The 24,928-nt window shown below is 40.4% G+C and carries 19 protein-coding genes and 1 riboswitch; of the genes, 17 read left to right on the forward strand and 2 right to left on the reverse strand.

Features of this window, described 5'->3' with window-relative positions; genetic code table 11:
* Window positions 1–129 precede the first annotated feature (129 nt).
* From PT285_RS01925 to PT285_RS01950, 6 genes are all read left to right on the forward strand, one after another.
* Window positions 130–2,004, forward strand: coding sequence for an FAD-dependent oxidoreductase (locus PT285_RS01925; RefSeq protein ID WP_277147462.1), 1,875 nt, complete (start codon window positions 130–132; stop codon window positions 2,002–2,004).
* Between the two features lie 278 nt (window positions 2,005–2,282).
* Window positions 2,283–3,404 (forward strand): NAD(P)-dependent alcohol dehydrogenase, encoded by a 1,122-nt coding sequence (locus PT285_RS01930; RefSeq protein ID WP_277147464.1) that lies wholly within the window; start codon window positions 2,283–2,285, stop codon window positions 3,402–3,404.
* Between the two features lie 11 nt (window positions 3,405–3,415).
* Window positions 3,416–5,059 (forward strand): FAD-binding protein, encoded by a 1,644-nt coding sequence (locus PT285_RS01935; RefSeq protein ID WP_277147466.1) that lies wholly within the window; start codon window positions 3,416–3,418, stop codon window positions 5,057–5,059.
* Between the two features lie 31 nt (window positions 5,060–5,090).
* Complete coding sequence (locus PT285_RS01940; RefSeq protein ID WP_277147468.1) at window positions 5,091–6,890, forward strand: FAD-binding protein; 1,800 nt, start codon at window positions 5,091–5,093, stop codon at window positions 6,888–6,890.
* A gap of 194 nt (window positions 6,891–7,084) precedes the next feature.
* Complete coding sequence (locus PT285_RS01945) at window positions 7,085–8,311, forward strand: NADH-dependent oxidoreductase (protein ID WP_277147470.1); 1,227 nt, start codon at window positions 7,085–7,087, stop codon at window positions 8,309–8,311.
* Window positions 8,312–8,535: 224 nt separating this feature from the next.
* A complete protein-coding gene (locus PT285_RS01950; protein WP_277147472.1) occupies window positions 8,536–10,338 on the forward strand; it encodes an FAD-binding protein in 1,803 nt (600 codons plus the stop codon).
* Window positions 10,339–10,416: 78 nt separating this feature from the next.
* Here the strand turns inward: PT285_RS01950 and PT285_RS01955 are convergent, their stop codons facing one another.
* The gene (locus tag PT285_RS01955) at window positions 10,417–11,304 is read right to left on the reverse strand and encodes a LysR family transcriptional regulator (protein WP_277147474.1); all 888 of its coding nucleotides are present in this window, start codon (window positions 11,302–11,304) and stop codon (window positions 10,417–10,419) included.
* 118 nt (window positions 11,305–11,422) lie between these two features.
* Here PT285_RS01955 and PT285_RS01960 point away from each other — a divergent pair, with 118 nt between their 5' ends.
* Window positions 11,423–13,243: an FAD-dependent oxidoreductase gene (locus tag PT285_RS01960; protein WP_277147476.1), complete on the forward strand. Its 1,821-nt coding sequence runs from the start codon at window positions 11,423–11,425 to the stop codon at window positions 13,241–13,243.
* 113 nt (window positions 13,244–13,356) lie between these two features.
* Here PT285_RS01960 and PT285_RS01965 read toward each other — a convergent pair whose 3' ends face one another.
* Window positions 13,357–14,823 carry an FAD-dependent oxidoreductase gene (locus PT285_RS01965; RefSeq protein ID WP_277147478.1) on the reverse strand — a complete coding sequence of 489 codons (1,467 nt, stop codon included), beginning with the start codon at window positions 14,821–14,823 and terminating at the stop codon, window positions 13,357–13,359.
* A 117-nt stretch (window positions 14,824–14,940) separates the two neighbouring features.
* Here PT285_RS01965 and PT285_RS01970 point away from each other — a divergent pair, with 117 nt between their 5' ends.
* From PT285_RS01970 to aguA, 10 genes are all read left to right on the forward strand, one after another.
* Window positions 14,941–15,840, forward strand: a complete 900-nt coding sequence (locus PT285_RS01970; protein WP_277147481.1) for a LysR family transcriptional regulator — start codon at window positions 14,941–14,943, stop codon at window positions 15,838–15,840.
* Window positions 15,841–15,969: 129 nt separating this feature from the next.
* Window positions 15,970–16,105: riboswitch (FMN riboswitch) on the forward strand.
* Between the two features lie 143 nt (window positions 16,106–16,248).
* Window positions 16,249–17,295 (forward strand): bifunctional diaminohydroxyphosphoribosylaminopyrimidine deaminase/5-amino-6-(5-phosphoribosylamino)uracil reductase RibD, encoded by a 1,047-nt coding sequence (gene ribD, locus PT285_RS01975; RefSeq protein ID WP_277147483.1) that lies wholly within the window; start codon window positions 16,249–16,251, stop codon window positions 17,293–17,295.
* Window positions 17,296–17,904 (forward strand): riboflavin synthase, encoded by a 609-nt coding sequence (locus PT285_RS01980; RefSeq protein WP_277147485.1) that lies wholly within the window; start codon window positions 17,296–17,298, stop codon window positions 17,902–17,904.
* Window positions 17,905–17,924: 20 nt separating this feature from the next.
* Window positions 17,925–19,151, forward strand: a complete 1,227-nt coding sequence (ribA, locus tag PT285_RS01985; protein ID WP_277147487.1) for a GTP cyclohydrolase II — start codon at window positions 17,925–17,927, stop codon at window positions 19,149–19,151.
* 2 nt (window positions 19,152–19,153) lie between these two features.
* Window positions 19,154–19,624, forward strand: coding sequence for a 6,7-dimethyl-8-ribityllumazine synthase (ribH, locus tag PT285_RS01990; RefSeq protein WP_277147489.1), 471 nt, complete (start codon window positions 19,154–19,156; stop codon window positions 19,622–19,624).
* A 154-nt stretch (window positions 19,625–19,778) separates the two neighbouring features.
* Complete coding sequence (locus PT285_RS01995; protein ID WP_277147491.1) at window positions 19,779–20,414, forward strand: hypothetical protein; 636 nt, start codon at window positions 19,779–19,781, stop codon at window positions 20,412–20,414.
* A gap of 103 nt (window positions 20,415–20,517) precedes the next feature.
* The gene (locus tag PT285_RS02000) at window positions 20,518–21,063 is read left to right on the forward strand and encodes a hypothetical protein (protein ID WP_277147492.1); all 546 of its coding nucleotides are present in this window, start codon (window positions 20,518–20,520) and stop codon (window positions 21,061–21,063) included.
* 334 nt (window positions 21,064–21,397) lie between these two features.
* Window positions 21,398–22,435 carry a putrescine carbamoyltransferase gene (gene ptcA, locus PT285_RS02005; protein ID WP_277147494.1) on the forward strand — a complete coding sequence of 346 codons (1,038 nt, stop codon included), beginning with the start codon at window positions 21,398–21,400 and terminating at the stop codon, window positions 22,433–22,435.
* Between the two features lie 18 nt (window positions 22,436–22,453).
* Window positions 22,454–23,812 (forward strand): APC family permease, encoded by a 1,359-nt coding sequence (locus PT285_RS02010; protein WP_277150573.1) that lies wholly within the window; start codon window positions 22,454–22,456, stop codon window positions 23,810–23,812.
* A gap of 2 nt (window positions 23,813–23,814) precedes the next feature.
* Window positions 23,815–24,909 (forward strand): agmatine deiminase, encoded by a 1,095-nt coding sequence (aguA, locus tag PT285_RS02015; RefSeq protein WP_277147496.1) that lies wholly within the window; start codon window positions 23,815–23,817, stop codon window positions 24,907–24,909.
* Window positions 24,910–24,928: the final 19 nt, after the last annotated feature.

Below are 24,928 nucleotides of genomic sequence, written 5' to 3' on the forward strand. Positions count from 1 at the left end.
ATCATTAAATTTTTCTGTAACATGCGAATGCATCAATAATTTTTTACTAAACCGCTTGCATCAATGGCATGAATATGTGATACTATTATCAATAGCAAAACTATATAAAGACAGGAGATATATTTTATTATGCAATATACAAAGAACATAAATTGGGATATTGATTATGATGTCATTGTTGCAGGTTTTGGTGGTGCCGGTGCCACTGCAGCAAGATTTGCAGCAGATAATGGCGCTAAAGTGTTATTAATTGATTCTGCACCTGAAGGACATGAAGGCGGCAATACTAGGTATGCCAGTCAGTTTGTCGCATATGAGCCGGGTGCGACCGCAGAATTTAAAGAATACCTGAAGAAATTAGCTGCACCATATGATTACGATGAAGAGCTGCTTGATACCATGGCTGATGGTGTCTCACACATGAAAGAATATTTTGAAAAGTATCTTGGGGTTGAGCCGTTTATTTACGACCGCAAGTCAGCTAATGCTCAAATTCAGGAACTGAAAAAGTTAAATACTCAGAATGCAATGGAATCAATTGGCGGGCTGCAGTCGATTATGGAGGCGATGCCTTCTTTTCCTGAATATACCAAACTGCGTGACACGGCAATTATCGGCATGCACGCGAATTTATCTGACGGCGCATTATATAAGGCTCTGCAGCAGGAAGTAGTTAAGAGAACGGATAAAATTGATGTTTGGTACAATTCGCCTGTTTGTCACCTAATTCAGTCACCGGAAACGAAGACTGTGATGGGGGTTCAGGCCAAGAGGAATGGTCAGCTGGTTAACATTCATGCCAATAATGGTGTGATTATTACTGCTGGCGGTTTCGAAAATGACCGTGCTAAGTTGCAAATGTTCTTTGGTGTAAAAGAAATGGCTCCTTTGGGTGCAATGTATAATCACGGCGCCAGCATCAATTTGGGCTTAGAAGCAAATGCTAATCTTTTCCACCCGGGCAATTATTTAAGCAACGGGATTTACTACGGCATGACCTATAAGTACTTTGAAGGTAAACGTTCGCCATACCTAGCCAACTATGAGGAATTTTACAAAGGCAGTATTTTCTTAGCTGGTGATGACGGCTCAAGATACTTCAAAGAAGATTCTTCGCTTCGTGAAGGTTTTGTTGATAATAATGGGACTTGGGTACCGCCTTACAAACAAGTTCATCCGCATATGATTTTTGACCAAAAGAAATATGAGCAGTTATCGCAAAATCAAAATGAGTTTTTACAAAAAGCATTGGCACAGGTAACCAAAGGCGATTCACTAGAAGAACTAGCCGGTAAAATTTCCGCCGATCCGGAAGTATTAAAACGCACTGTCAATGACTTCAATTACTTTGCAGAAGAACACCGCGATTACCAATTCAATCGAAAACCAGAAAACATGACCGCTTTTGATCAAGGACCGTATTATGCAATTCCGCTGATGCTTGCTTTGACAACAACGCTTGGTGGGATTAAGCGCAATTCAAAAGCAGAAGTAATTGATGTGAACGGCAATGCGATTCCGCATCTGTACTCTGCTGGTGAAGCCGGAAGTGCTGTTTTAAATCTTTACCAAGGTGGCTGCTGTTTAGCTGATTGTCTGATTTTTGGTAAAATTGCCGGTGAAAATGCTGCACAAGCAAAGGCTGATAGCACGACAGACGGGCAAGCAAATTTGAATGCCACTAAACTGTCTGCTGCTGATTTGGCATCTGACATTAAAGAAGAGGAGTATTCTACTGGTACAAACCAATATATCGGCAAGTCCCAAATTGGCATGGGCGACGAAATTGTTGTGCGGGTAACAGTTGACGACCACAAGAACCTGAAAAATGTTGAGGTACTTAAACAGGCCGAATCCGATGATTATGGTTTGAAAGCGATCAAGGAACTGCCGCAAGAAATGGTCAAACAGAATAGTTATGAAGTAGATGCTGTTTCTGGTGCATCAAATACCAGCCGTGGCCTAAAAGACGCTGTAAAGAATGCATTAGATAAGATTAATTAGCGCGTTACTTTAAAACAATCACGAAAATTCTCTAATCCGTTAAATGGGTTAGGGATTTTTTTGATCTTACAGAAGCAAGTAATTCTGACCAAGCTTGAAGAGCTATTTATGAAAAAATTTTGGTTTACTTGAAACTTTTACACAAAGTATAAATTTTTATTAAGCTTTGAAATCGCTTTATTTATTTTGAACAAAGCAATTATATAATACTACTTGTAAAGATGAATAGTTTGGTGCTATTCATGTGATAAAAATTATTTGTAAAGGAGAAAAGTATCATGAAGATTAAGGCAGCAGTCTTAAATAAGCCAAATCAGGACCTAGAGTTAGAGAATATTGTGTTGGATGAACCAAAAAGCAATGAAGTTTTAATTAAAACTGTCGCATCCGGAATATGTCACAGCGATATTGAATTTCAACATGGCGGTTTTCCTGTAAAAACACCGCTTTTGTTAGGTCATGAAGGCGCCGGAATTGTTGAAAAAGTCGGCTCCAATGTCACGGCCTTTAAAAAGGGCGATCACGTTGCCGTGGGTTTTGCGTCCGATGGCACCTGCAAGTTCTGCCGCGCTGGCCTACCAGGCTCATGTGTTAACTTTAACCAGTTGAACACAAGCGGTGGACCGATGGGTGATGGAACTTACCGCCTGCATAAAGCTGACGGCACAAACATTGGTGTCTTCTTTGGTCAGTCATCATTTGGCGATCACATTGTTGCTGATCAAAATAACTTGGTGAAAGTGCCGGATGATCTGGATTTGCGATTAGCTGGGCCTTTGGGATGTGGTTACATGACCGGTGCCGGCACGGTTTTGAATTCCTTAAAGCCTGAAATTAATTCCAACTTAGTGGTTTTGGGCACAGGCTCTGTTGGCTTGGCCGCAATTATGGCTGCCGCAGTGTCCAACTGCAAGCACGTCATCGCCGTTGATAAAAATGATGAGCGCTTGAAGGCTGCCAAGCTGTTTGGCGCAACCGATACTATTAACAACACTAAGGAAGATATCGTTAAGAAAATTAACGAAATAGTTGGTTCTGCCGGCCTGAATTATGCAGTTGACACAACGGGCGAACCGGATGTCATTAAGGCAGGTATTTCAGCATTGACAATTAAGGGTCAGTTTGCAGTCGTTGCCATGGGGACAAAATCCTTGAAAGAGATCAGCCCAATGATTGATATTTTAACTTTTTCCCGCACGATTAAGGGAGTAATTGAGGGTGATGCTGTGCCGCAGCAATTTATTCCTGAATTAATTGATTTTTACCGTGCTGGCAAATTCCCAATTGATAAAATTACTAAGTTTTACAAACCTGAACAAATTAATCAGGCAATTGAAGATTCGCTATCTGGGACAACAATTAAGCCGGTAATTGTTTTTGACGATCAATATCAAGCATAAGGAGGACAATAATGGTTAAAAACGGAACTTATCAAGCTGCAGCACAGGGTCATAATGATGAAATAACTGTCGCAGTCACGGTTGACGACAACAAAATTGCGAAGGTTGAAGTTACTAAACATGCTGAAACCCCGCTTATCTCGGCTAAGGCGTTGGCAGAAATTCCGGCTAAAATCGTTGCCGATCAAAGTACGGCAGTGGATGCAATTTCCGGGGCAACTTTTACCTCCAACGGAATTTTACATGCGGCAAGAAAGGCCTTAACCAAGGCTGGAGCCGGTACTGATGAATTTAATGAAAAAGAAAAAATCACTAAGCACCAGCACCAAGTGAAAACCGATGTTGTTGTTTTTGGGACAGGACTTGCAGGATTGGATGCCGCAATAACTGCTAAAGAAAACGGCGCTGACGTCGTGCTGCTTGAAAAGGCAGGTCGTTTTGGCGGCAACTCCGTTGTTTCCGGTGGCTTCATGTATGCAACAGGCAGTGAATTCAATAAAGACAAGGATAATGATCCGGCTGATTTGACTAAGTTTTATGAGAATTTTGCCAAAAGTGAGGGCGGCAGCGTTGACCACGAACTAGTCAAGACGATTGCGGAAAATTCTGCAAGTGCGGTCAATTACTATGCTGACAAGTACGGAGTTAAATTTACGGCGATGCCGTTGGGACTTTCACCGCACCCGCGGACCCATATTGATTTTCAAAAGGGGCCGGTTGCCATCTTGGAGCCAGTTTTTAACCGGGTTAAGGAATTAAAGATTCCGATCTTTTACAACCAAACGCACGAAGAAATTAAAACCGAAAATGGCAACATCGTTGGTGTTACCACTAAAGGTAAATATGATGATTATGAAATTAGCTGCAAAGCCATTGTGCTAGCAGTTGGCGGTTTTGATGGTTCGGCCAAAACGCGTGATAAATATGCTCCAAGTGCTAAGGGTGCCCGCTCAATGTCTAGTCCATACAATAATGGTGATTATGTTGATCTGACTAAGAAGTTTAATGCTGGACTTGAATTCAAAGATGGCGTAATGGGTATCATGACTGCTAACTATCTTGATGTCACTGTTGGTGCCAACACGTTGATTTTACTGAATACGCCGATTGCCGTAAATAATCTAGGAAAGAGGTTTACTAAGGAAGGTCAGCATTATTCAATAATGTACAATGATGCAAAGAACTCAGGCGGTGCCCGCTTCTTCTGGATTTTTGATAAAAATCAGCCGCAATATAAAACTGCTAGCCACACTGATGGCAGCATTAAATGTGATTCACTCAGTGATGTTGCGAAACTAATTGGAGCTGATGAGCAAACTTTGTTAGCAACAATTGAACGCTACAATTCTTTTGCAGGTAAAAAAGATCCTGATTTTGGCAGAGATGACATTATTGCCGTTTCTCCGGAAGGCCCATATTATGTAATTGAAGGGTATCCAACAACCGTTGCTGGTTTTGGCGGCTTGACGATTAATCCAGAAGCACAAGTTTTGAACACAGATGGGCAGCCGATTGCTGGCTTGTATGCTGCTGGCGAAGATGCAACCGGGCAGATTTTTGTTCACACTTACCCATCAACGGGGACAATGCTGACGACTTGTACCGTCTTTGGCCGAATTGCGGGCAAAAATGCCGCTGAATTTTCCAAAAAATAGTTTTAATTGATGGCAAAATGGAGATAAATTAATGATTGTAAATTCAAAAATTGAATATGATGCAAGTTATGACGTGATCGTTCTTGGCTTTGGCGGGGCCGGCGCTACCGCTGCGCGTTTTGCGGCTGATAATGGCGCCAAGGTTTTGATGGTTGATTCCGCACCGGAAGGCCACGAGGGCGGCAACACCAGGTATGCTGGTCAACTTCTTGGTTACAGTTCTAGTGAAGAAGACTACAAAAAGTATTATGAGTATCTGGCACAGCATTTTACGATTGATCCCGAAATTGAGCAAGTGGTTGTTCACGGAATAACGCACATGAAGGACTACTTCAAGAAATATTTGGGTGCGCCAGTTACTCACAGTTACAAAACGGAAGTTTTGGGCTTGCCGCCAGATGGCAATATGGCAGATCACCCCAATGCTCCAGGCTCAGGCAGCTATGACATGATTACACTTGCGCCGGGAATCTTTAACGCTTCGCTGTGGAATGTGCTGCGGCAGAATGTTTTAGACCGTGCGGACAAGATTGATGTCTGGTATTCAGCACCGGTTGAACACATTTTGCAGACTGCAGACGGCATGGTTGTTGGCGCGCAAATCAAAAAAGATGGCGTTTTGGTCAATATTCATGCTAAAAATGGTATCGTCTTGGCTACCGGCGGGATTGAAAACAATCCGCAAATGGTTCAAGACTACATTGGCTCATATAAATTGGTGCCACTAGGTGGTTTGTATAATAAGGGTAAAGGAATTGACTTAGCACACGAAGTTGGTGCCGATATGTGGCACATGTCGATGTATGCCGCTGGCGGGATGCAGCAGGCCTTCGCCTTCTGGGAGCCTGATATGGAACGCGCACCATTTTACATGGGCAACCCAACTTTCTATACTGGCAGTATTTTTACGGTTGGCGATGACGGCACACGTTACTTTAAGGAAGACCAGCTGGCACGCGAAGGCTATGTGGAAAATCATGGTTCTTGGTATAAGCCGCTTAATCCGATTAAGCCGTACTTTGTTTTTGATCAAACAAAATATGATGAAATTAGTAAAATCACAACTTTCCCTGATAATAAGGCGCTAAACCATGTTATTAAGGCTGATTCAATTCCAGAATTAGCAGAAAAGATGTCTGTCCCTGCCGAAAAATTACAGTCGACGATTGATGAATTTAACTTCTTCGCTAAGAATAAGCATGACTATGCCTTCCACCGCGCACCGGAAACTTTGCGGGAGTTTGCGGAAGCTGGTCCTTACTATGCAGCTCTGTTGGTGCAGACGATCGGCTGGTCGGAAGCAGGCCCAAGAAGAAATGCACATGCAGAAATTCTCACGCCTGATAAGAAACCAATTCCACATTTGTATGGTGCTGGTGAGTTGGGCAGCAACATGTCAAACCTGTATCAAGGGGGCTCTGACTTGGCTGACTGCTTGATTTTCGGTAAAATCGCTGGTGAAAATGCGGCCAAAGTTAAAAATGATGCGGTTGGGCAAACGGCAACTTCTGCTAAGACCAAAGTTTCATTAGCCTCTGATATTAAGACAGAAGATTTTGCAACTGGTGAAAACCAGTATATTGGCAAATCAAGCACCGGTATGGGTGATGAAATCGTTGTGCGAATAACCGTTGATGACCAGAAGAGTTTAACGAAGGTTGAAGTTTTGAAACAGACCGAATCTGATGATTATGGTTTGAAGGCAATTAAGGAATTGCCCGACGAAATGGTTGCGCAGAATACATATGACGTTGATGCCATTTCAGGTGCTTCCAACACAAGCCGCGGCTTGAAAGATGCGGTTAAAAATGCACTGGATAAGATAAAGTAAAAAATTTTCATTACGAAAGGAACGCTAAAACGAGTTTTTAGCGTTCTTTTTTCTTCTATTTTTCTTTGTTTTGTGAATTTTATCTCTTTTTAAATAATTAATTAAGATCTTAGACACATACTGCAATTTTATGAATGTTTGTAATAGTATGAACGTATATATTTATTTGGATGATAGAAATGAGGTTTTGTAAAATGACTAATAAATATCAAAAGTTACTGACACCCTTAACTTTCCAGAGAAGCGGGGTAACGATTCCTGCTAGAACAGCCTTGTCGCCGATGCTGTCGCTTTATGGAGAAAAAGATGGGACCGTTGGTCAAACAGCATTAAATTATTTTGGAACTAGGTCAAAAGCACAAGGCTTATTGATAACGGGTGCTTCTTATGTTTCGGAATATGGTTTTTATGATAACGAATTGGGCCTGAACGATGATAAATTTCTTCCAGGGCTGACTAAATTAGCGCAAATAATGAAAAAAGACGGCAATAAAGCGATTGTTCAACTTCATCATGCTGGTAAGCAAGCCTCAGGTACTGCGGCTAAATACGGCTTTGTTCAAGTACCAAGCAAATTACCGACGACAGACTCTGATGGGGTTCCTACAAAGGAAATGAGCGAAGAAGATATTGAAAATGTTATCAATGACTTTGCATCTGCGACCAAGCGGGTTATTAAAGCTGGCTTTGATGGTGTTGAGATTCATGGTGCTAATTGGTATTTGTTACATGAATTTTTCTCACCGCTTTATAATCAGCGGACTGATAATTGGGGTGGCAGTCTTGAGAAGCGGATGCGCTTTCCATTAGCTGTTGTCAAAGCCGTCAAAAAAGCTGCTGAAATTAAGCCTGATTTTATTATTGGCTTTAGAATGACTCCCGAAGAAAATATGCCGAGTCGGATGACTGCAAATTTGGCCACGACTAAGGGCTATTCTGTGGAAGATGGTTTGAAATTGGCAAATAAGCTTGCTGATTTGGGGATCGACTACATCCATTATTCACTTTTTAGTAAGTATGATGTTGGTCCTGAAGGCAGCTCGCAAAGCTATGGTCAAATGCTTAAAGAGGCTGTTGGCGATCGTGTGACAACTATTATTTCTTCAGGCGTTCATACTGCTGATGATGCATTAGATGCTTTAAATCACGGCGACATTATTGCAATCGGGCGGGAATCACTGGTTGAACCTGAATTTACTGAAAAAATTAAAACGGGCAATGTCGAGCAAATTCGAACAGAAATTACACGCGAATCAGCACAGAGTCTGGCTTTCCCTGATGCGTTGGTAGACCTGCTTTTAATGAAAGATACACCGTTTTTAGTTGAGGGACGTGAAAACTTAACGGTGTTAAAGGATAATAAAACAGAAGAAAAACCTGTTGAGCCTGCTACTGATACAACTAGTGGTGCTTCCAATTAAAACGAATTTACTATTTGAGTTTATATAATTGTGTAAAATTCCTAATCTTGAAAAATTAGGGATTTTCTTTTGCAGTAAATTGCTAATTTTTGCACAAATGATAAATTTTTGTTAAGTGAAAGAAAGCGTTTAATATATTGAAGACTAAGATTATATAATATGATCAGTAATCAGAATATAAGTAATCGTGATTAAGTCACTGATTGTGAAAGATGAGGTAAGTGATGATTGTAAATTCGAAAATTGACTATGATGCAAGTTATGACGTTGTTGTGCTTGGTTTTGGCGGTGCCGGCGCAACTGCCGCGCGTTTTGCTGCTGATAATGGTGCCAAGGTTTTAATGGTTGATTCCGCACCGGAAGGTCATGAGGGTGGAAATACCAGGTATTCAGCCCAATTAATCGGTAGCGGCGATGATTTTGCCGAGATGAAAAAATATTATCAAAAATTGACGGCACCGATGACACTTGATGAAGAGATGGTTGATACTTTTGTTAATGGGATGGTTAACATGCGTGATTATGTGCAAAAGTATCTTGGCGTAAAGCCGTGTAGCCTGCGGGAATATTTACCACAAATGCAGAGTGGATATTGGGAATATCCAGAATATGATGGTGTTAAGTCTTATGATTTTACCACTGTTCATAAGGGACTATTTGATGCTGCCTTGTGGCAAAACCTCAAACAGCAGGTGGTTGATCGACAGGATAAAATTGCGGTTTTATATAATACACCTGCTAAGGAATTGATTCAGGATGTTACTTCTAAGGCAATTGTCGGTGTTGTCATTGAGCGTGACCATGAACTGCTCAAGATTGAAGCTAGGAATGGTGTGGTGCTTGCTACTGGTGGTTTTGAAAATAATCAACAGATGATTGAAGACTATTTAGGAGCTAAGAAACTTGCGCCAGTAGGCACTATGTATAATAAGGGTGCTGGAGTCAAGATGGCTCAAGAAGTTGGCGCCGATATGTGGCACATGCATAATTTTGAATCTGTTGGTTTGTTTCATGGAATGGCTTTTGCTGTTGAAGATGGTAAACGCGGTCGACTACTAGTTGGACCGCAAAATGTTGTTGCTTCAAATGGCAGCTCGTTTGTGATTGGTGATGATGGAACCAGGTACTTTAATGAGGCTGAGGAAAATCGTCACGGTCATATTAAGAACCACGGTCAGTGGAAGGTGCCGATGAACCAGGAACATCCGTATCTGATTTTTGATGAGGTAAAGAAAAAGGAACTTGATAGCGATGAGCTCATCGGTCAATATGCTCCTTATACAGAAAATATTATTAAAGCTGATTCCGTTGAAGAATTGGCTGGTAAGATTAAGGTTGATCCGGCCGTTTTACGGGAAACCTTCGATACCTTTAATCAGGCAGCCGCTGCCAAGAATGATGCTGAATTTCATCGTGATCCAACAACGCTCAGAGCGTTTGTTGCTGGCCCAATTTATGCAGTAAAAATGGAGCAAGGAATGCTTAATACTCAAGGTGGTCCGAGAAGAAATGCGCAAGCTGAAGTTTTGGATGTTAAAGGGCAAGCAATTCCGCACCTGTATTCTGCTGGTGAACTTGGTGGCATTTGCGCTAACCAGTACCAAGGCGGTGGCAACTTGGCCGAGTGCTTGATCTTCGGTAAAATTGCTGGTGAAAATGCAGCTAAAGTTAAGAATGATCAGGTTACAGTTGATGCAGAGACAGCGGTTAAACCACAAGTTTCCTTAGCTTCAGATATCAAAAAAGACAATTTTGCAACTGGTAAGAATCAGTATATTGGTAAGTCAAATACTGGGATGGGCGACGAGATTGTTGTCCGAGTAACTGTTGACGATCAGAAAAATTTGCAAAACGTCGAGGTTTTGAAACAAGCCGAATCCGATGATTACGGTTTGAAAGCCATTAAGGAATTACCTGATGAAATGGTTGCCAAGAATACGTACGATGTTGACGCGGTTTCGGGTGCGTCCAGCACAACGCGTGGGTTGAAAGATGCAGTTAAAGATGCACTAGATAAGATAAAATAAGTAATAGTTTAGAATAAGATAGCATGCTAAAAAGCCCGCAGCAGATGATTGCTGAGGGCCTTTAGTGTAGAAGAAAGGTTAAATAAAGTACTTCATGACGAAGGGAATAAATTCTTTGATAGTGGGGTTAATACTATTTTTTAAAAACGACAGGCCATAAACATAAGGATATTCATTTGGATATTCTAATGGGATGACTTTAAAATCAGGTGAATCTTTAACGCTGGCTAAATCCACCATCATAGCAATGCCGAGGTTGCCTTTGACAAAGGTGTGGCACAGCAATACCGAATCAGAATATAGGTAATGAGCGTTGGGACATTCTTCCTTAATCAGCTGTTGGAGCTTGAATTGTCGCGGCGGGCAGATATTGGCATTAAAGAAAATCATTGTCTCATTTTCTAAGTCGGAAATCTTTAGGGATTTGCGGTCAGCAAGTCGATTATCATTAGGCACAATACAGGCAAATTGCCCTTTAATCAGCGGAATGAAGTTAATATTTTGTGAATTGATAATATCCTGCATTGAGAAAATAATATCGCATTGCTGGCTTAATAAATGTTGTTTTAAAACATTGTGATCAAAATTTTCCAAATATAGGCGGGAAGTGGGGTGCAGCCTATTAAATTGGTTAATTAATTCGGGAAATTTTTTGATTTCGTAGTAGGTACTGGTGTAGCCGATTGCTAAGGCTGAAAATTCTTTTTCTTCCGCTGTTCGCGCACTTTCAATTGTTGAATCTAATTTGACGAGAATTGACTGGACGTTGTCATGTAAAATTTTACCGCCATCCGTCAGCTCTACAGTGCGCTTGCTGCGGTTAAATAATTTAAAGCCTAGATCTTGTTCTAATTTATTGATGGCGTGAGTTACTGCCGGCTGGGTTAAATTAACATTTTTGGCAGTTTGTGAAAAATTCAACGTCTCTGCAAGATTAAGAAACAGTCTTAAGTATTCAGTATTCATAGCTTTTCTCCATTATTAATAAAGCTTTTTTATTAATAATAATACAGTTTCATTTCACTGTTTGCAATTTACGTGATATTTTTAACATATAATAAAAATAGACAAGGAGAATATTATAATGGAAAAATTGAAATCAGGTACATATAAAGTTACTGCAGCAGGTTATGAAAATAATACAACAAATTTGCAGGTTGAGATTGCCGATAATCAAATCAAAAAAATTACGACAAATAAGGAGATAGTTCCTAATAGTCTTGAGGATGCAGTGTTTTCACAAATCCCCCAAAAGATAATTTCAGAACAGTCTTTGGCTATAGATGTCTTAACCGGCGCTTCTTATTCAAGCAAGGGATTGATTGATGCGGTTGCGGATGTTATTAAGCAGGCTGGCGGTGATCCTAAGGAATTTAAGTATGGTGAAACCAACAGTTCAGCAAATACTGCAGAAACTGAACCAGCAAAAGCAGAAGAAGTTGAATATAAAAAATGGTGCAGTAAACCAGCTAAGATCGATCGGCAGATGGAGACAGATTTCTTAATTCTGGGAGCCGGAATTTCTGGGTTAGCAGCAGCCGTTCAGGCTGGTGAGCTTGGAATGAAGACAACGGTGGTTGAGAAGAACAGTTTTGTTGCTGGCAATGGCGGCGGCGTTGAAGGTATCTTCGGCATAAATACCGACATGCAAAAGGCCGTAGGGATTCATGCTGAAAAAGAAGAAATCATTGCTCGGGAACAGGAACTAGGCCAATATCGTGCTGATGGTTCTTTCTGGGTTGATTTGGTCAACAACTCTGCCGAGAATATCAATTGGCTGTTAAAACAGGGGGTTCAGCTGACCAAAGTTGATGATTACCACGGTACTTGTGCCTTCCCGACCTTTCACTGGTTTAAGGGCGGCTTTGCTTCGGAAGGTTATGTTCCTTATATGAAAAAACGGGCAGATGAGCTTGGCATTAATTTTGTTTTGAATTCTAGTGCCATTGGAATTATTTATGATGGTACAAAGGTAACCGGTGCCTATATCCGTGATGCTGATGGAACGATTACTCAGATAAATGCCAAAGCAACGCTGCTGGCTACTGGTGGTGTTGGTCATAACGCAGAATTGATCAGAAAACAGGGCTGGCAGACAGAGAACCTGCATTATTGTTCAATGCCAAGCAATACAGGTGACGGCTATATGATGGCGATGTCGCTGGGGGCAAAGGATATGCTTCTGGAATCGGCAGAATTTATGATGAATTATATTCAGGCGTTGCCGCACGAAGGGGTTCATTTGTATATCGATCCGATTAACGGCTTCATGTCGCTGCCTTCAGGTGGACCAGTTGTGTTTGTTAATCAAGATGGTGTCCGCCTGGTAAACGAGAATGTTAAGAAGTACAATCTGCTTTACCAACGGATGGCCATCAAGTCGACTAAGGTTACTTATGAGGTATTTAACCAAAAGATTTACGACATGATAACTAAAGGAATAGACGGTGCCGACAAGATTTTGGCCGAAGCCGTTAAAACAAACGATGGCAACTCGCTGTTCAAGGCAGATAAGATTGAGGACCTGGCTAAGACTGTTGGTCTGCCGGTCGCTGCTTTTACCGATACGATTAAGAAGTATAATTCGTATGCTGCTAATGGTAAGGATGAAGAATTCAACAAGGAAAAAGAGATGTTGGTAGCTTTAGATGAGGGTCCGTTCTATATTGCCCGGCTGGATCCGTCTAACCTGATTGGTGTCGGCGGGGTTGGCTCAAACCGTAATTTTGAAGTCATTCGGGAAGACTTTGCGAAAATTCCAGGTCTTTATGTATCGGGGATGGACAGCACGATGCAGTACCGTAATGTCTATACGATAACCTTGGGAGGCTCTGCGTGTGCGCATAACGTGAATTCGGGCCGGCACGCGGCAATGAATGCCCAGAAATATATTGCAGAACTTTAAAAAGTTGCCAGTAACTATTCTCACTAAAAAAGCCCGCAGCAGATGATTGCTGACGGACTTTTTATGTGGGAAAGATAATGAATAAACTAGTTTATTCCACTATGATTTTTCTTTTAATTTTGCTTGATGTACGCAACAGCATTCTTTGCAGAATTTCTGCCGGAATAAAAGGCATATCCTACACATGTACCTGGCATGTTCGGACCATAAGTGTCGCCTGTTAAACCGGAAGCATCATTGCCAGCTGCGTAAAGACCGGAAATTGCTTGACCATGATTGTCAAGAACTTCATTTTTAGTTGAGATATGAAGCCCACCCATTGTACAGAAGGCACCAACATTTAATTCAAATCCGTAAAATGGGCCTTTTTCTACTTTTACTAGGTATTGGGGATCTTTTCCAAAATCACCGTCAACGCCTACTGCGCAGAAATTATTATATTGCTCGATTGTTTGCTTAAATTTGTCCTCTGGAATGTGCATTTTGCTTGCAAGTTCACTTAATGAATCGGCTTTAAAAATATAAGGTTTATTTTCTTTTACTGCATCATTTAATTCATCTTGTAATTTGGTTAATTTTTCTCCGCGTCTGACGTAAACGCCAAGTCCCATAAAGTTACCTTTGTTAATCATTCTGTCGATGACAGCTTGGTCTAAGATGCTGTAAACCTTGTTTTGCGTATACAATGCATTCCCTGCATAGGAAAAGTTGTAGACAACTTCTTCATTTACAAATCGTTCGCCATTTTCATTTACCCACAGTAATGGTTGCTGACCTGCCGCAGTTTCCATGTGTGAAGCCATATACTTGAAAGATGGCTCATCTGGATCTTTTAAGTATCCACCGAAAAGCATTGCCATTCCGGTACTATATTTCTGGGCACCAACGTTCCAAGCCATTCGTAATCCGTCGCCTGTACCTTTTCCACAGCTGACAGGGATTAAGCGCGAGGTATCATAACTAGTTAGTTCTTCCATCATATCAGAATTATTTAGGTATCCACCTGTTGCTAAAATAACTGCTTTTGTTGCAATTGTTTGGGTTTCTTTTGTGGCCTGATTTTCTATTTGAATAGCAGTTATTTTTCCATTATCGTCTTTTCTCAATTCTGTTGCAGCAGTTGATTTGAGCACTTCAACACCTAATTTTTCGGCTTGCGGCAATAATGCCTTATGAATAACTGCATCCCCCATACCTTCATAAATGTGCCAGGTTGCTTCACCAGCCCCCATTGCTTGTACGCCCTCATACTTAACACCTTGGTCTTTCAGCCATTTAACAGTGTTGGCACTATCATCAACATATTTACGCCAAATTCTTGAATCTGCTTTGTACTTTGAATATTCAACTTCTTCGTTTAAAACATCGGTTCCAGATACTTTGATTCCCTGTTCTTTTTGCAAATATGAGTCAACGGCAAAAAGACCTTCAGTATAATTAGTACTACCACCGGTTGAGCGGCCTTTTTCTAATAATAAAACTTTTGCCCCGTTTTGTGCGGCTTCCAGAGCAGCAGATACTCCAGCGGCTCCAGTGCCGGCAACTACGATATCATATGCATTATATTTTGTTAGTGTCATAAAAATTACCTCCATTGATCACTTATTCACTATTGATTATAATAAATGTTAACGATAATTTGGACACTGAATTTTTTGGGTAGACGAACTTCTAGTTCGGGTAAAGAAAGATAAAAAATGAATATTGAATATTTAAAAACTTTCCTACAAGTTGTGCAATTTGGCAGCTTTGAGAAAGTTGCAAAAATAAATTATCAATCTCAACGAGCAATTTCGAAGCAAATTACACATTTGGAAAATGAACTTGGAATAAAATTGTTTGATCGCAGTAGTAATAAAATCTTTTTGACACCACAAGGTAGAGTTTTCTGTTCGTCGGCTCAGGATATTGTCAATACTTTTAATGATGCAATCGCAGATTTGCACTATTTAGATGATAAAGAAGAAAAAATCTTGCGGGTAGGATATTTTTCAGCATTTGAGGGAAAAATTGTTCAAAAATCGCTTTATTCATTAATGAATGCCGAACCACAACTGAATATTGTAATACATGAAGAAAGTAATGAACGCCTAATGCAGAATGTGATTAATGGCAACTTGGATATTGTGTTTTCTATTAATTATGGCAAAACTTGTGTATCAGCAAACTCTAATTTAAGTGATAAGGTGGTTTATTGCGATCATATGGTTATGGGAATTAGCAAACTCAATCCATTAAGCCGACAAGATGTGTTGATGCCTGAGATGCTAAAAGATATACCGATTATTTATTATTGTCCAGAAAATTCAACTTTTTTATTAGAGTGCTTTCTTGCTAGTTTAGTCACAATTCCTGATCATCAAGAAATTAAACGTGTCTCTAGTACCGAACAAATGCACATGCTTGTGGCTTTAAATAAGGCAATTGCTTTCTATCCTTCTGGATTGATTAGCAGGGATGAAATGGCTATGGATTCCGAAGTGAAGTACTGTGAATTTTGTGATAATGATTCTCAGCGTTATGAAGTTGTGGCAGTTTATAAGAAAGACAATAAAAAAATGCTAAAGGAATTAATTGGCATACTTAATAAAACATAATGCTCGGTTAGAAAACCTAACTTTTCTGCTCCACTTAGATTATAAACGCGGCATCACTGGATCCTATGCATTTTTAATTTCGTTATTGACACATGATTCTTTGAGTATTATTATGTCTTTAATTGAATACGATTTCTTCGGGGCAGGGTGTAAATCCCTACCGACGGTAACAATTTTCTAATTGGAGTCCGTGACCCGCTTGCAAGCGGTGGATCTAGTGCAAGTCTAGAACCGACAGTTAAAGTCTGGATGGGAGAAGAAAAGAAATAAAAATTGATTTTTGACTCATGTCGCTAATCTTGGTTGTTTTAACTTTGATTGTTTGACTCGGACAAATCTATTTGGTTAATTATTTAGCGCCTCGCTTCTCAGCGAGGCGTTTTTTTGTGTATAGGAGTGATAATTGCAGTGCAAGAAAAAGATTTTATGCAAATTGCGGCGAATGAGGCACTTAAGGCACAGGGGATGACATGGACTAATCCGCTAGTTGGCGCAGTAATCGTTAAAAACAATCGGGTTTTGGCGACAGGTTACCATCACCAATATGGTCATGAACACGCTGAGGTTAATGCCTTGAGTCATTTGCCGCAGCCAGAGTTAGCCCAGGGCGCGACTTTATACGTTACGCTTGAGCCCTGTTGCCATTTTGGCAAGCAGCCGCCGTGCACCCAGCGCATAGTGGCTTCTGGGATTAAGAAAGTAGTGGTTGGCCAAGTTGATCCCCACAAAATTGTAGCGGGCAAAGGCTTGCATTATTTAGAGGATCATGGCGTAGCAACGGAAGTGATTGGTGGCACCGATTATTTGAATCCTGCCTATAACTTTTTCTACCGTAACGGGCGCCCTTGGGTAACTTTGAAATATGCGATGTCGCTTGATGGCAAGATTAATTGCGCGGGCAATGAGCGGACCTTGTTAACGGGACCGGAAGCGCAGTTTGATGCGCAAAAGCTGCGCTGCTGTCAGCATGCGATTTTAATTGGTGCCCGTACGCTCAGAATTGATGATCCTGAATTGACCGTGCGCATTAAAAATTTAGCTATCCCACCGATCCGCATAGTTGTGACCCATGATGTGCAGAAGATTAATTGGCAGAGCCGCTTATTTTCTGAGCCAGGTGAGATTTGGCTGCTGAGTGAAACCGATGCTACAACATCATTACCGAAGAATGTTCATGTTTTTGTGAAAAAGCAGTGGACGCCGCAAGCAATTTTGCAGCTTTTAGCTAGCAAAGACTTACAAGCACTATTAGTTGAAGGCGGCAGCAATCTGCAGGCACAATTTGTCCAAAGCAAGTTAGCGGATGAAGTAGTGACTTATCTTGCCCCGCAGATCTTGGGCGGAACCGCTTTGCCAGCCGTTAAAGGCCCGGGCTTAAATGAAAAGCTGCAGTATGAACTGGTTGATGTCAGGCGCTTAGGCAATGATGTGCGCTTGAAAGCGAGGAGAAAATAATTGTTTACAGGAATAATTCAGGGAACAGGAAAAATAACTAATTTAGCAGTAACGCAAAATCATGCGCTGCTAGAAATTAATTCAAAGAAAATGGCGCAAAAGAATCTACCACTGGGTTCCAGTATCGCCGTCAACGGTATTTGTTTAACGGTAACCAAGTGGAGCGGTGAAAATTTTACTGTTGATGTCATGCCGGAAACTATGCGGCGCACTAATTTAGGTAGTTTAGCCAAGGGGGCAACGGTTAACTTAGAACCTTCGGTGACACTCGGAAGCACGTTAGATGGCCATCTGGTTGCGGGTCATATCGATACAACAGCCGAGCTGATTAAACGTACAGAAACGGAAAATTCAATTGAATTGCGCTTTCGCGTTCCCCATAAGTATGAACCGTACATTGTAGAAAAGGGTTCGATTGCGATTGATGGTATTAGTCTGACCGTGACAATGGCCGAAAATGATGTTTTTGGCGTTAGCTTAATCCCGTTTACGATTGCTAATACGACCTTGGCCCATTACCAAATTGGCGACCATGCTAATATCGAAACCGATATGATTGGCAAATATGTAGTTAAACAGTGTCAAGCTTGGAACTTGGCCGTAAAGTAGTTTTAGAGGAAAAATACAAAATGGAAGACCAATTAAACGAAAAAATGCAAGCAATTTTAGAGCACATGAGACAAGGCGGGCTGGTAATTGTGGCTGATTCACCGCAGCGTGAATCGGAGGGCGACATGATCGGCTTAGCTGAAAAAGTTACCCCAGAAGCGGTTAACACAATGATCTCCAAAGCTCGGGGCCTTTTGTGTGTGCCGATGAGTAAAGAATATGCGGACCGGTTGCAGTTAAAGCCAATCCGCACGGGTTCAAATGATACCTTTGGCACGGCCTTTACTTTGAGTGTCGATGTTACAACTACGACAACGGGGATTTCGGCTTTTGATCGGGCCAAAACAATTAAGAAATTGGCCGACCCCAACAGTCAGTGGGATGACTTTTATCACCCCGGCCATGTTTTCCCGCTGGTTGCTAAAGAGGGCGGCGTGTTGGAACGGACAGGTCATACCGAAGCTGCTTTGGATCTAGCGCGCTTAGCTGGCGTTGCCCCCGTTGGCTTTATTTGCGAATGCATCAAAAAAGATGGCACGATGGCCCGGCGCAAGGACTTGAAAGCTTTAGCCGAAGGGATGGAGATTCCGTATTTGACGATTGAAGAATTGATTGAGTACCGCAAGCGGCAAGAAAATAAAGATTTGCAACTTGAAGCAATTCCGCAAGTTGATTTTCCAACTAAATATGGTCATTTTCAGTTAGAAGGCTTTGTTGATCGCAAGCATTCGGACAAGCAACCAACTTTGTTGATTAGCAGAGGTGAAATTAAAAAGGATGCCCCGTTATTGCTACGGCTGCACAGTGAATGTTTGACCGGTGATACTTTTGGTTCAAAGCGCTGTGATTGTGGTGCCCAGCTTGCAAGTGCTTTGCAAAAAATTGAAGCGGAAGGTTCCGGTGCGGTTTTGTACCTGCGCCAAGAAGGACGCGGTATTGGTCTAGAAAATAAATTGCGGGCATATAAATTGCAAGATGAAGGCATGAATACGGTTGAAGCTAACCAGCATTTAGGTTTACCGGTTGACGCGCGCAAGTACAATATTGCAGCAGAAATCTTGCGGCAGAAAGGTGTTACCACGGTGCGCTTGATGACCAACAATCCTGATAAAGTTAAGCAACTGGAAAGTTATGGCATTAAGGTGAGCGAGCGGATTCCATTAGAGGTTGGCCTAACAAAAGAAAATAAGAACTATTTGACAACCAAAAAGCACGAAATGAATCATATTTTAACTGAGGTGAATTAACGATGAAAGAAATTAATGGAATTATTAATGGTCAGGGCAAAAAAATTGGCATTGTGGTTGCGGAATTTAACGATGTAGTTACCAGTAAGCTGTTAAACGGTGCGGTTACGCAGCTAAAAAAATCTGGAGTTGCTGAAGATGATATCACGGTTGCTCATGTTCCTGGCGCCTTGGAAATTGCCCGGACAATTAACCGGATGGCCGAAACGGGGAAGTTTGACGGCTTGATTGCTTTAGGTGCAGTTATTCGCGGCGAAACATCACACTTTACTTATGTCTGTCAAGGCACAACAAGAGAACTTGCTGCCGCTTCAGCCCAAGGCAAAGTTCCAGTAATGTTTGGCGTGCTGACGACCGAAACGGTGGCCCAAGCAACGGATCGTGCCGGTGGCAAATCCGGCAATAAAGGCGCTGAGTGTGCAACCGATATTTTGGAAATCTTAAGCGTAGAAGAGCAAATTAAGCAATTGTAAAAATCATAATTGCAGCACAGTTTGCAGGATTGGTAATTAGGATATCTGATTTATTTGCTTATATGTTTATTTTTCCTTAAAACGATTGTCTTTCTGGGAAATCGGTGTAATATTCAAGTTAAGTAAACTTTTTATATATGAGGAGGATAATAACATGAAGCAGAAAAATATTTTATCATTAATTGCAGCAGCTGCGCTTTCCTTAAGCGGGATTGCCGGTGTGGTAGCATTGCAAATACAACCAGTTCAGGCAGCAGCCGAAACGAAGACCGCTGCTGGCAAATATGGGCTAATCAAGCGCTATGTTTTACCAAAAAGCATTCGTGGCACCTGGTACAATCAGAATGCTGCACTCTCACCAATGAAAATTAGTACAAGTACGGTAACTTCAACGCGCAGTAAGGTTAAATATGCACACGTTTATGTTGTTGGCAAGGTACCAGGCACTGGCAAGTATCCGTGGCAAATGACTGGCAAATTGGACAAGCATTATACACACGCGATGCGGGCAGAAAAGCCACGCATGATGAATGGTTTCAAATGGATGGTGATTGGTCCGGTGGATGACAATGCGCATAACATGGGCATGGCCTATACTAGACATGCTGAAACAATTGATGGACAAAAGCTTCAGGTTTTGTTTGAAGCAAATTATTCTGGCAAAGTTTTCGCACAATATTTCACAACTAAAGAGCTTGCTGAAAAATACGGCAGTGAAAATTTTGCTGACATGACCTACTCCAAAGCCTTTGTGGGCACACAGATCACGCAAAACAAACCAGAGAAATAAGTTTTTTGCGACAGTCGATAGAAATCGTTAGGAGTAAATAGCTGCTTCGGTTATAATAACATTTGGAAAAAAGATAATAATTTTTATAGGAGAACAAACAATAATGAAGCGTAAAAAACTGATTACATTGCTTGGAGCTGCAGCTATTTCATTGAGTGCTGCTGTGGTCGGGGCTGCAATAAAGCAACCGACACCGGCACAGGCGGCAAGTAACAAGAAAAGTGTTAAGGATAAATCCTTCACTTTTGCTAAAACATGGCGCACGAAGTGGTATAGCACTTATTACTTAACACCTAGCCCAATGGAAATATACAAGACAGGCTTAAAATCACCGTGGACAGGTGAAAACGTAAAAACGGTGATGGGCGTTGTCCCAAAAACTGCTAAAACAATGGTCGTGACACCGAAGAAGATGCACGGTGATGATTGGCTCATTTTGACCCCAGCTGGTGCTAGGAATAATGCCGACACGCACGCGCTGACCTCAAAGCTTGAAAAACTTAACGGCAAGAAGCACCGGGTGATTTTTGAAGCTAACCCGGATAACGGCAAGGTGATTAACCAATTCTTTAAATCAGAAAAACTGGCTAAGAAGTATGGCAATCATCACTTCAAAGATATGACTTACAGCGAAATTAGCCCAAGATAAAAGAGTGTAATAAGCTTGGCAAACAATTTGTGAAATCATTTGTTTTTGCCTAAAGTCTTAGTGTAAATATTATGTATAAAAAAGCGTTAGACATCTCTAGCGCTTTTTTTGCTTGCATATTTTTATTGGATTTAGATAAATGATGATTGCATTTTTTAAATGTAACCTGTTTCACGAAAAGTAAAAAAAATCTTTTGTAGTGCTTTAATTTAATCAGTTGAAAAATCATTTCTAATTTGCAGGTTTGAGTATAATATTAAATCTGTGTTCGAACACAAATAAAGAATTAAATAAGCAAAATGAATTAAAAACACAAAATGAAAGGATGTTGACAGTGAAAAGAGATTTTATTGATACTAATACATACTCTAAAGATGAAATTCAGTTCTTAATTGATTTAGGAATTCAGATTAAAAATGATATTAAAAATGGTAATTATCCCCAGTTGCTGAAAAATAAAACTTTAGGCATGATTTTTGAAGAATCATCCACAAGAACCCGTGTTTCGTTTGAAACAGCTATGACTCAATTAGGTGGTCACGCAGAGTATTTAGCACCTGGACAAATTCATTTGGGCAGTTCAGAAGGCGAAACTTTAAGTGATACTGCGATAGTTTTGTCAAGGTTAGTAGATGTTTTGATGGCAAGGGTTGCTAAGCATTCAACTGTAGTCCAGCTGGCTGAAGCAGCGACTGTACCAGTTTTAAACGGGATGAGCGATTACAATCATCCAACGCAAGAAATAGGCGATATTATAACAATTTCTGAGCATTTACCATCTGGTAAAAAATTAAAAGACTGTAAGATTGTTTTCGTCGGTGATGCAACACAGGTATGTGTTTCAACAATGTTTATGGCTTCAAAGATGGGAATGGAATTTGTTCAATTTGGCCCTAAGGACTATCAAATTCCTGAAGAGAAATTGGCAATTGGTCGTGCAAATGCCAAAATTTCTGGTGGCAGCGTTAAAATTACGGATCAACCAGATGAAGCATTAAAAGACGCAGATTTTATTTATACAGATGTTTGGTATGGTCTATACGAAAATCCTCTATCATATGATGAGAGAATGAAAGTTTTCTATCCTAAATATCAAGTTAACGATAAATTAATGTCTCAGGCTTCATCGCATGCGAAGTTTATGCATTGTCTTCCAGCAAATCGTGGTGAAGAAGTTACGGATAGTGTTATTGACTCTCCTAACTCGATTGCTTGGGATGAAGCTGAAAACCGTTTAACAGCAATGAGATCTTTATTAGTATATTTGCTTGCGCCATCTATTAACTATTCTGAAAAAGAGCTTAATGAATTAAACGATCCAAGATTGAAGAATATGATCCTTAGCATCACAAGCAATGGCCTTAAGCTATAAATTCATAAAGGATGATGAATAATGAAAAAAAAGGGATTTCATTTATTTGACGCTGTTTTAATGTCAGTAGTTGTGATCATGGTTGTCGAATCCGTTGCACCAGCAGCAGCTATTGGACCATCACAATTTTTCTGGTGGATATTTTTACTAATATTTTTCTTCTTACCGTATGGTTTGATTTCTTCTGAACTAGGCACAGCTTATACAGGAGATGGTGGACTTTATGATTGGGTTAAAGAAGCTTTTGGCGTTCGTTGGGGAGGCAGACTGGCATGGCTGTATTGGATAAATTATCCAATTTGGATGTCAAGTCTAGCAGTTCTTTTTTCGCAAGTAATTGGCACCCTTCTTCATACTAATATGAATATTTGGGTTTCAATGATTATTCAACTAGCCTTTGTCTGGACTGTTGTAATTCTAGGCAACAAGCCAATTTCTGAAAGTAAATGGATATTGAATTTAGCAGCATTTGCCAAAATTTTTATTATCGTTGCTCTTTCAGTATTAGGTATTTATATTGCTGCAACTAAAGGCATCGCCAACGATCTGTCGTTTGGTAACTTATTACCTAAAGCAAATGTATCAAGTTTAAGCAATTTGTCAGTAATTATTTTTAATTTCTTAGGCTTTGAAGTTGTCGCTACAATGTCAGGCGATATGGATAATCCTAAAAAACAAATACCGCAAGCCATAGTTTACGGGGGAATTTTAATAGCATTACTGTATTTGTTATCTGCATTTGGCGTAGGTGTAGCAATTCCCGCTGATAAGTTGTCACCGTCTAGTGGTCTTTTGGATAGTTTTATCTTAATGATTGGTCACATGAATTGGTTCGTTATTTTAATTGGTATCTTCTTCCTTTACACTTTGGCTTCTGAAATGGTTTCTTGGGCTTTAGGTGTAAATGTTGTTGCCGAATATGCCGCTAAAGATGGGGCATTGCCAAAAATTTTTGGTCGTGAAGATAAAAATCATATGCCAGTAGGTGCTGGGTATTTAAATGGAATTGTGGCAAGTATTCTAGTTGTTATATCTCCGTTTATTCCCAATCAAGATATTTTTTGGGCTTTCTTCTCATTGAATGTTGTTGCTTTGCTATTGTCGTATTCAATGATGTTTCCAGCCTTTATAAAATTAAGAAAAACAGAACCTGATATTGCCAGACCGTTCAAGGTTCCTGGTAATAAGTTAGTAGTTAGTTTAATGACATGGATTCCAGAAATTCTGCTGATTATAACTATAATTTTAACAATCGTTCCTTTAAATGGAAGCAAAACAGAAATTTCTGGCAAAATGCCGATTTTAATTGGAACAATAATTACTATTTTAATTGGTGAAGTTATTGTTCAAGTTACGCAAAACAGAAAGGATATATAATTATGAAAACTTTAAATAGTACTCCAAAGAAAGATGGATTTAGAATGCCAGGTGAGTTTGAAGCTCACAAGGGAGTTTATATTTTATGGCCACAACGCCCAGATAACTGGCGTAATGGCGGTAAGCCAGCACAAAAAACTTTTGTTGAGGTTGCTAAGGCAATTTCACAGTTTGAGCATGTTACTGTTGGCGTTAATGATGATCAATATGATAACGCTTGTCAAATGCTTCCAAGTAACGTTGAAGTTGTTGAAATATCTAATAATGATTCTTGGATAAGAGATTGCGGTGCAACATTTGTAAAGAATGATAAGGGAACCCTGAGAGCAGTTGATTGGACTTTTAATGCTTGGGGCGGCTTAGTTGATGGTCTATATTTTCCTTGGGATAAAGATGATCGTGTTGCCCATAAAATGGCTGAGTTGGAACATGTCGACCGCTATCGCTTAAATGATTTTATCTTAGAAGGCGGTTCAATTCATGTTGATGGTGAAGGCACATTAATTGCTACTGAAGAGTGTCTACTTTCTAAAGGCAGGAATGCACAACTTTCAAAAGAGCAAATTGAAGAAATTTTGAAAGAATATTTGAATTTAGACAAAGTTATCTGGCTTAAGAGAGGCATTTATAACGATGAAACAAATGGTCACGTTGATAATATTGCCAATTTTGTTAAACCTGGTGAAGTTGTTTTAGCTTGGACGGATGATAAATCGGATCCGCAATACGAGATATCAAAAGAAAATTTGGATATTTTGGAGAATGCAACTGATGCCAAAGGACGTAAACTCAAGGTAGTTAAGCTTCATGTTCCAAGTCCAGTTTTGATTACAGAGGAAGAGAGTAAGGGTGTTGACGCTGTCGAAGGCACTTTGCCACGTCAAGAAGGCGATCGGTTGGCAGCAAGTTATGTGAACTATTACACCGCTAATGGTGGAATTGTATTTCCTACCTTTAATGATCCGATGGATAAAGAGGCTGAAAAAACGTTAGCTGAATTATATCCTGATAGAAAAATTGTTGGCGTTTCAGCACGTGAAATTCTATTAGGTGGCGGTAATATTCATTGTATTACACAGCAAATACCACAAAATTAACTTTTTAGATTAGGAAGAA

Origin of the sequence: Lactobacillus sp. ESL0791 (assembly GCF_029433255.1) — a bacterium.
In the GTDB taxonomy this organism is placed as follows: domain Bacteria; phylum Bacillota; class Bacilli; order Lactobacillales; family Lactobacillaceae; genus Lactobacillus.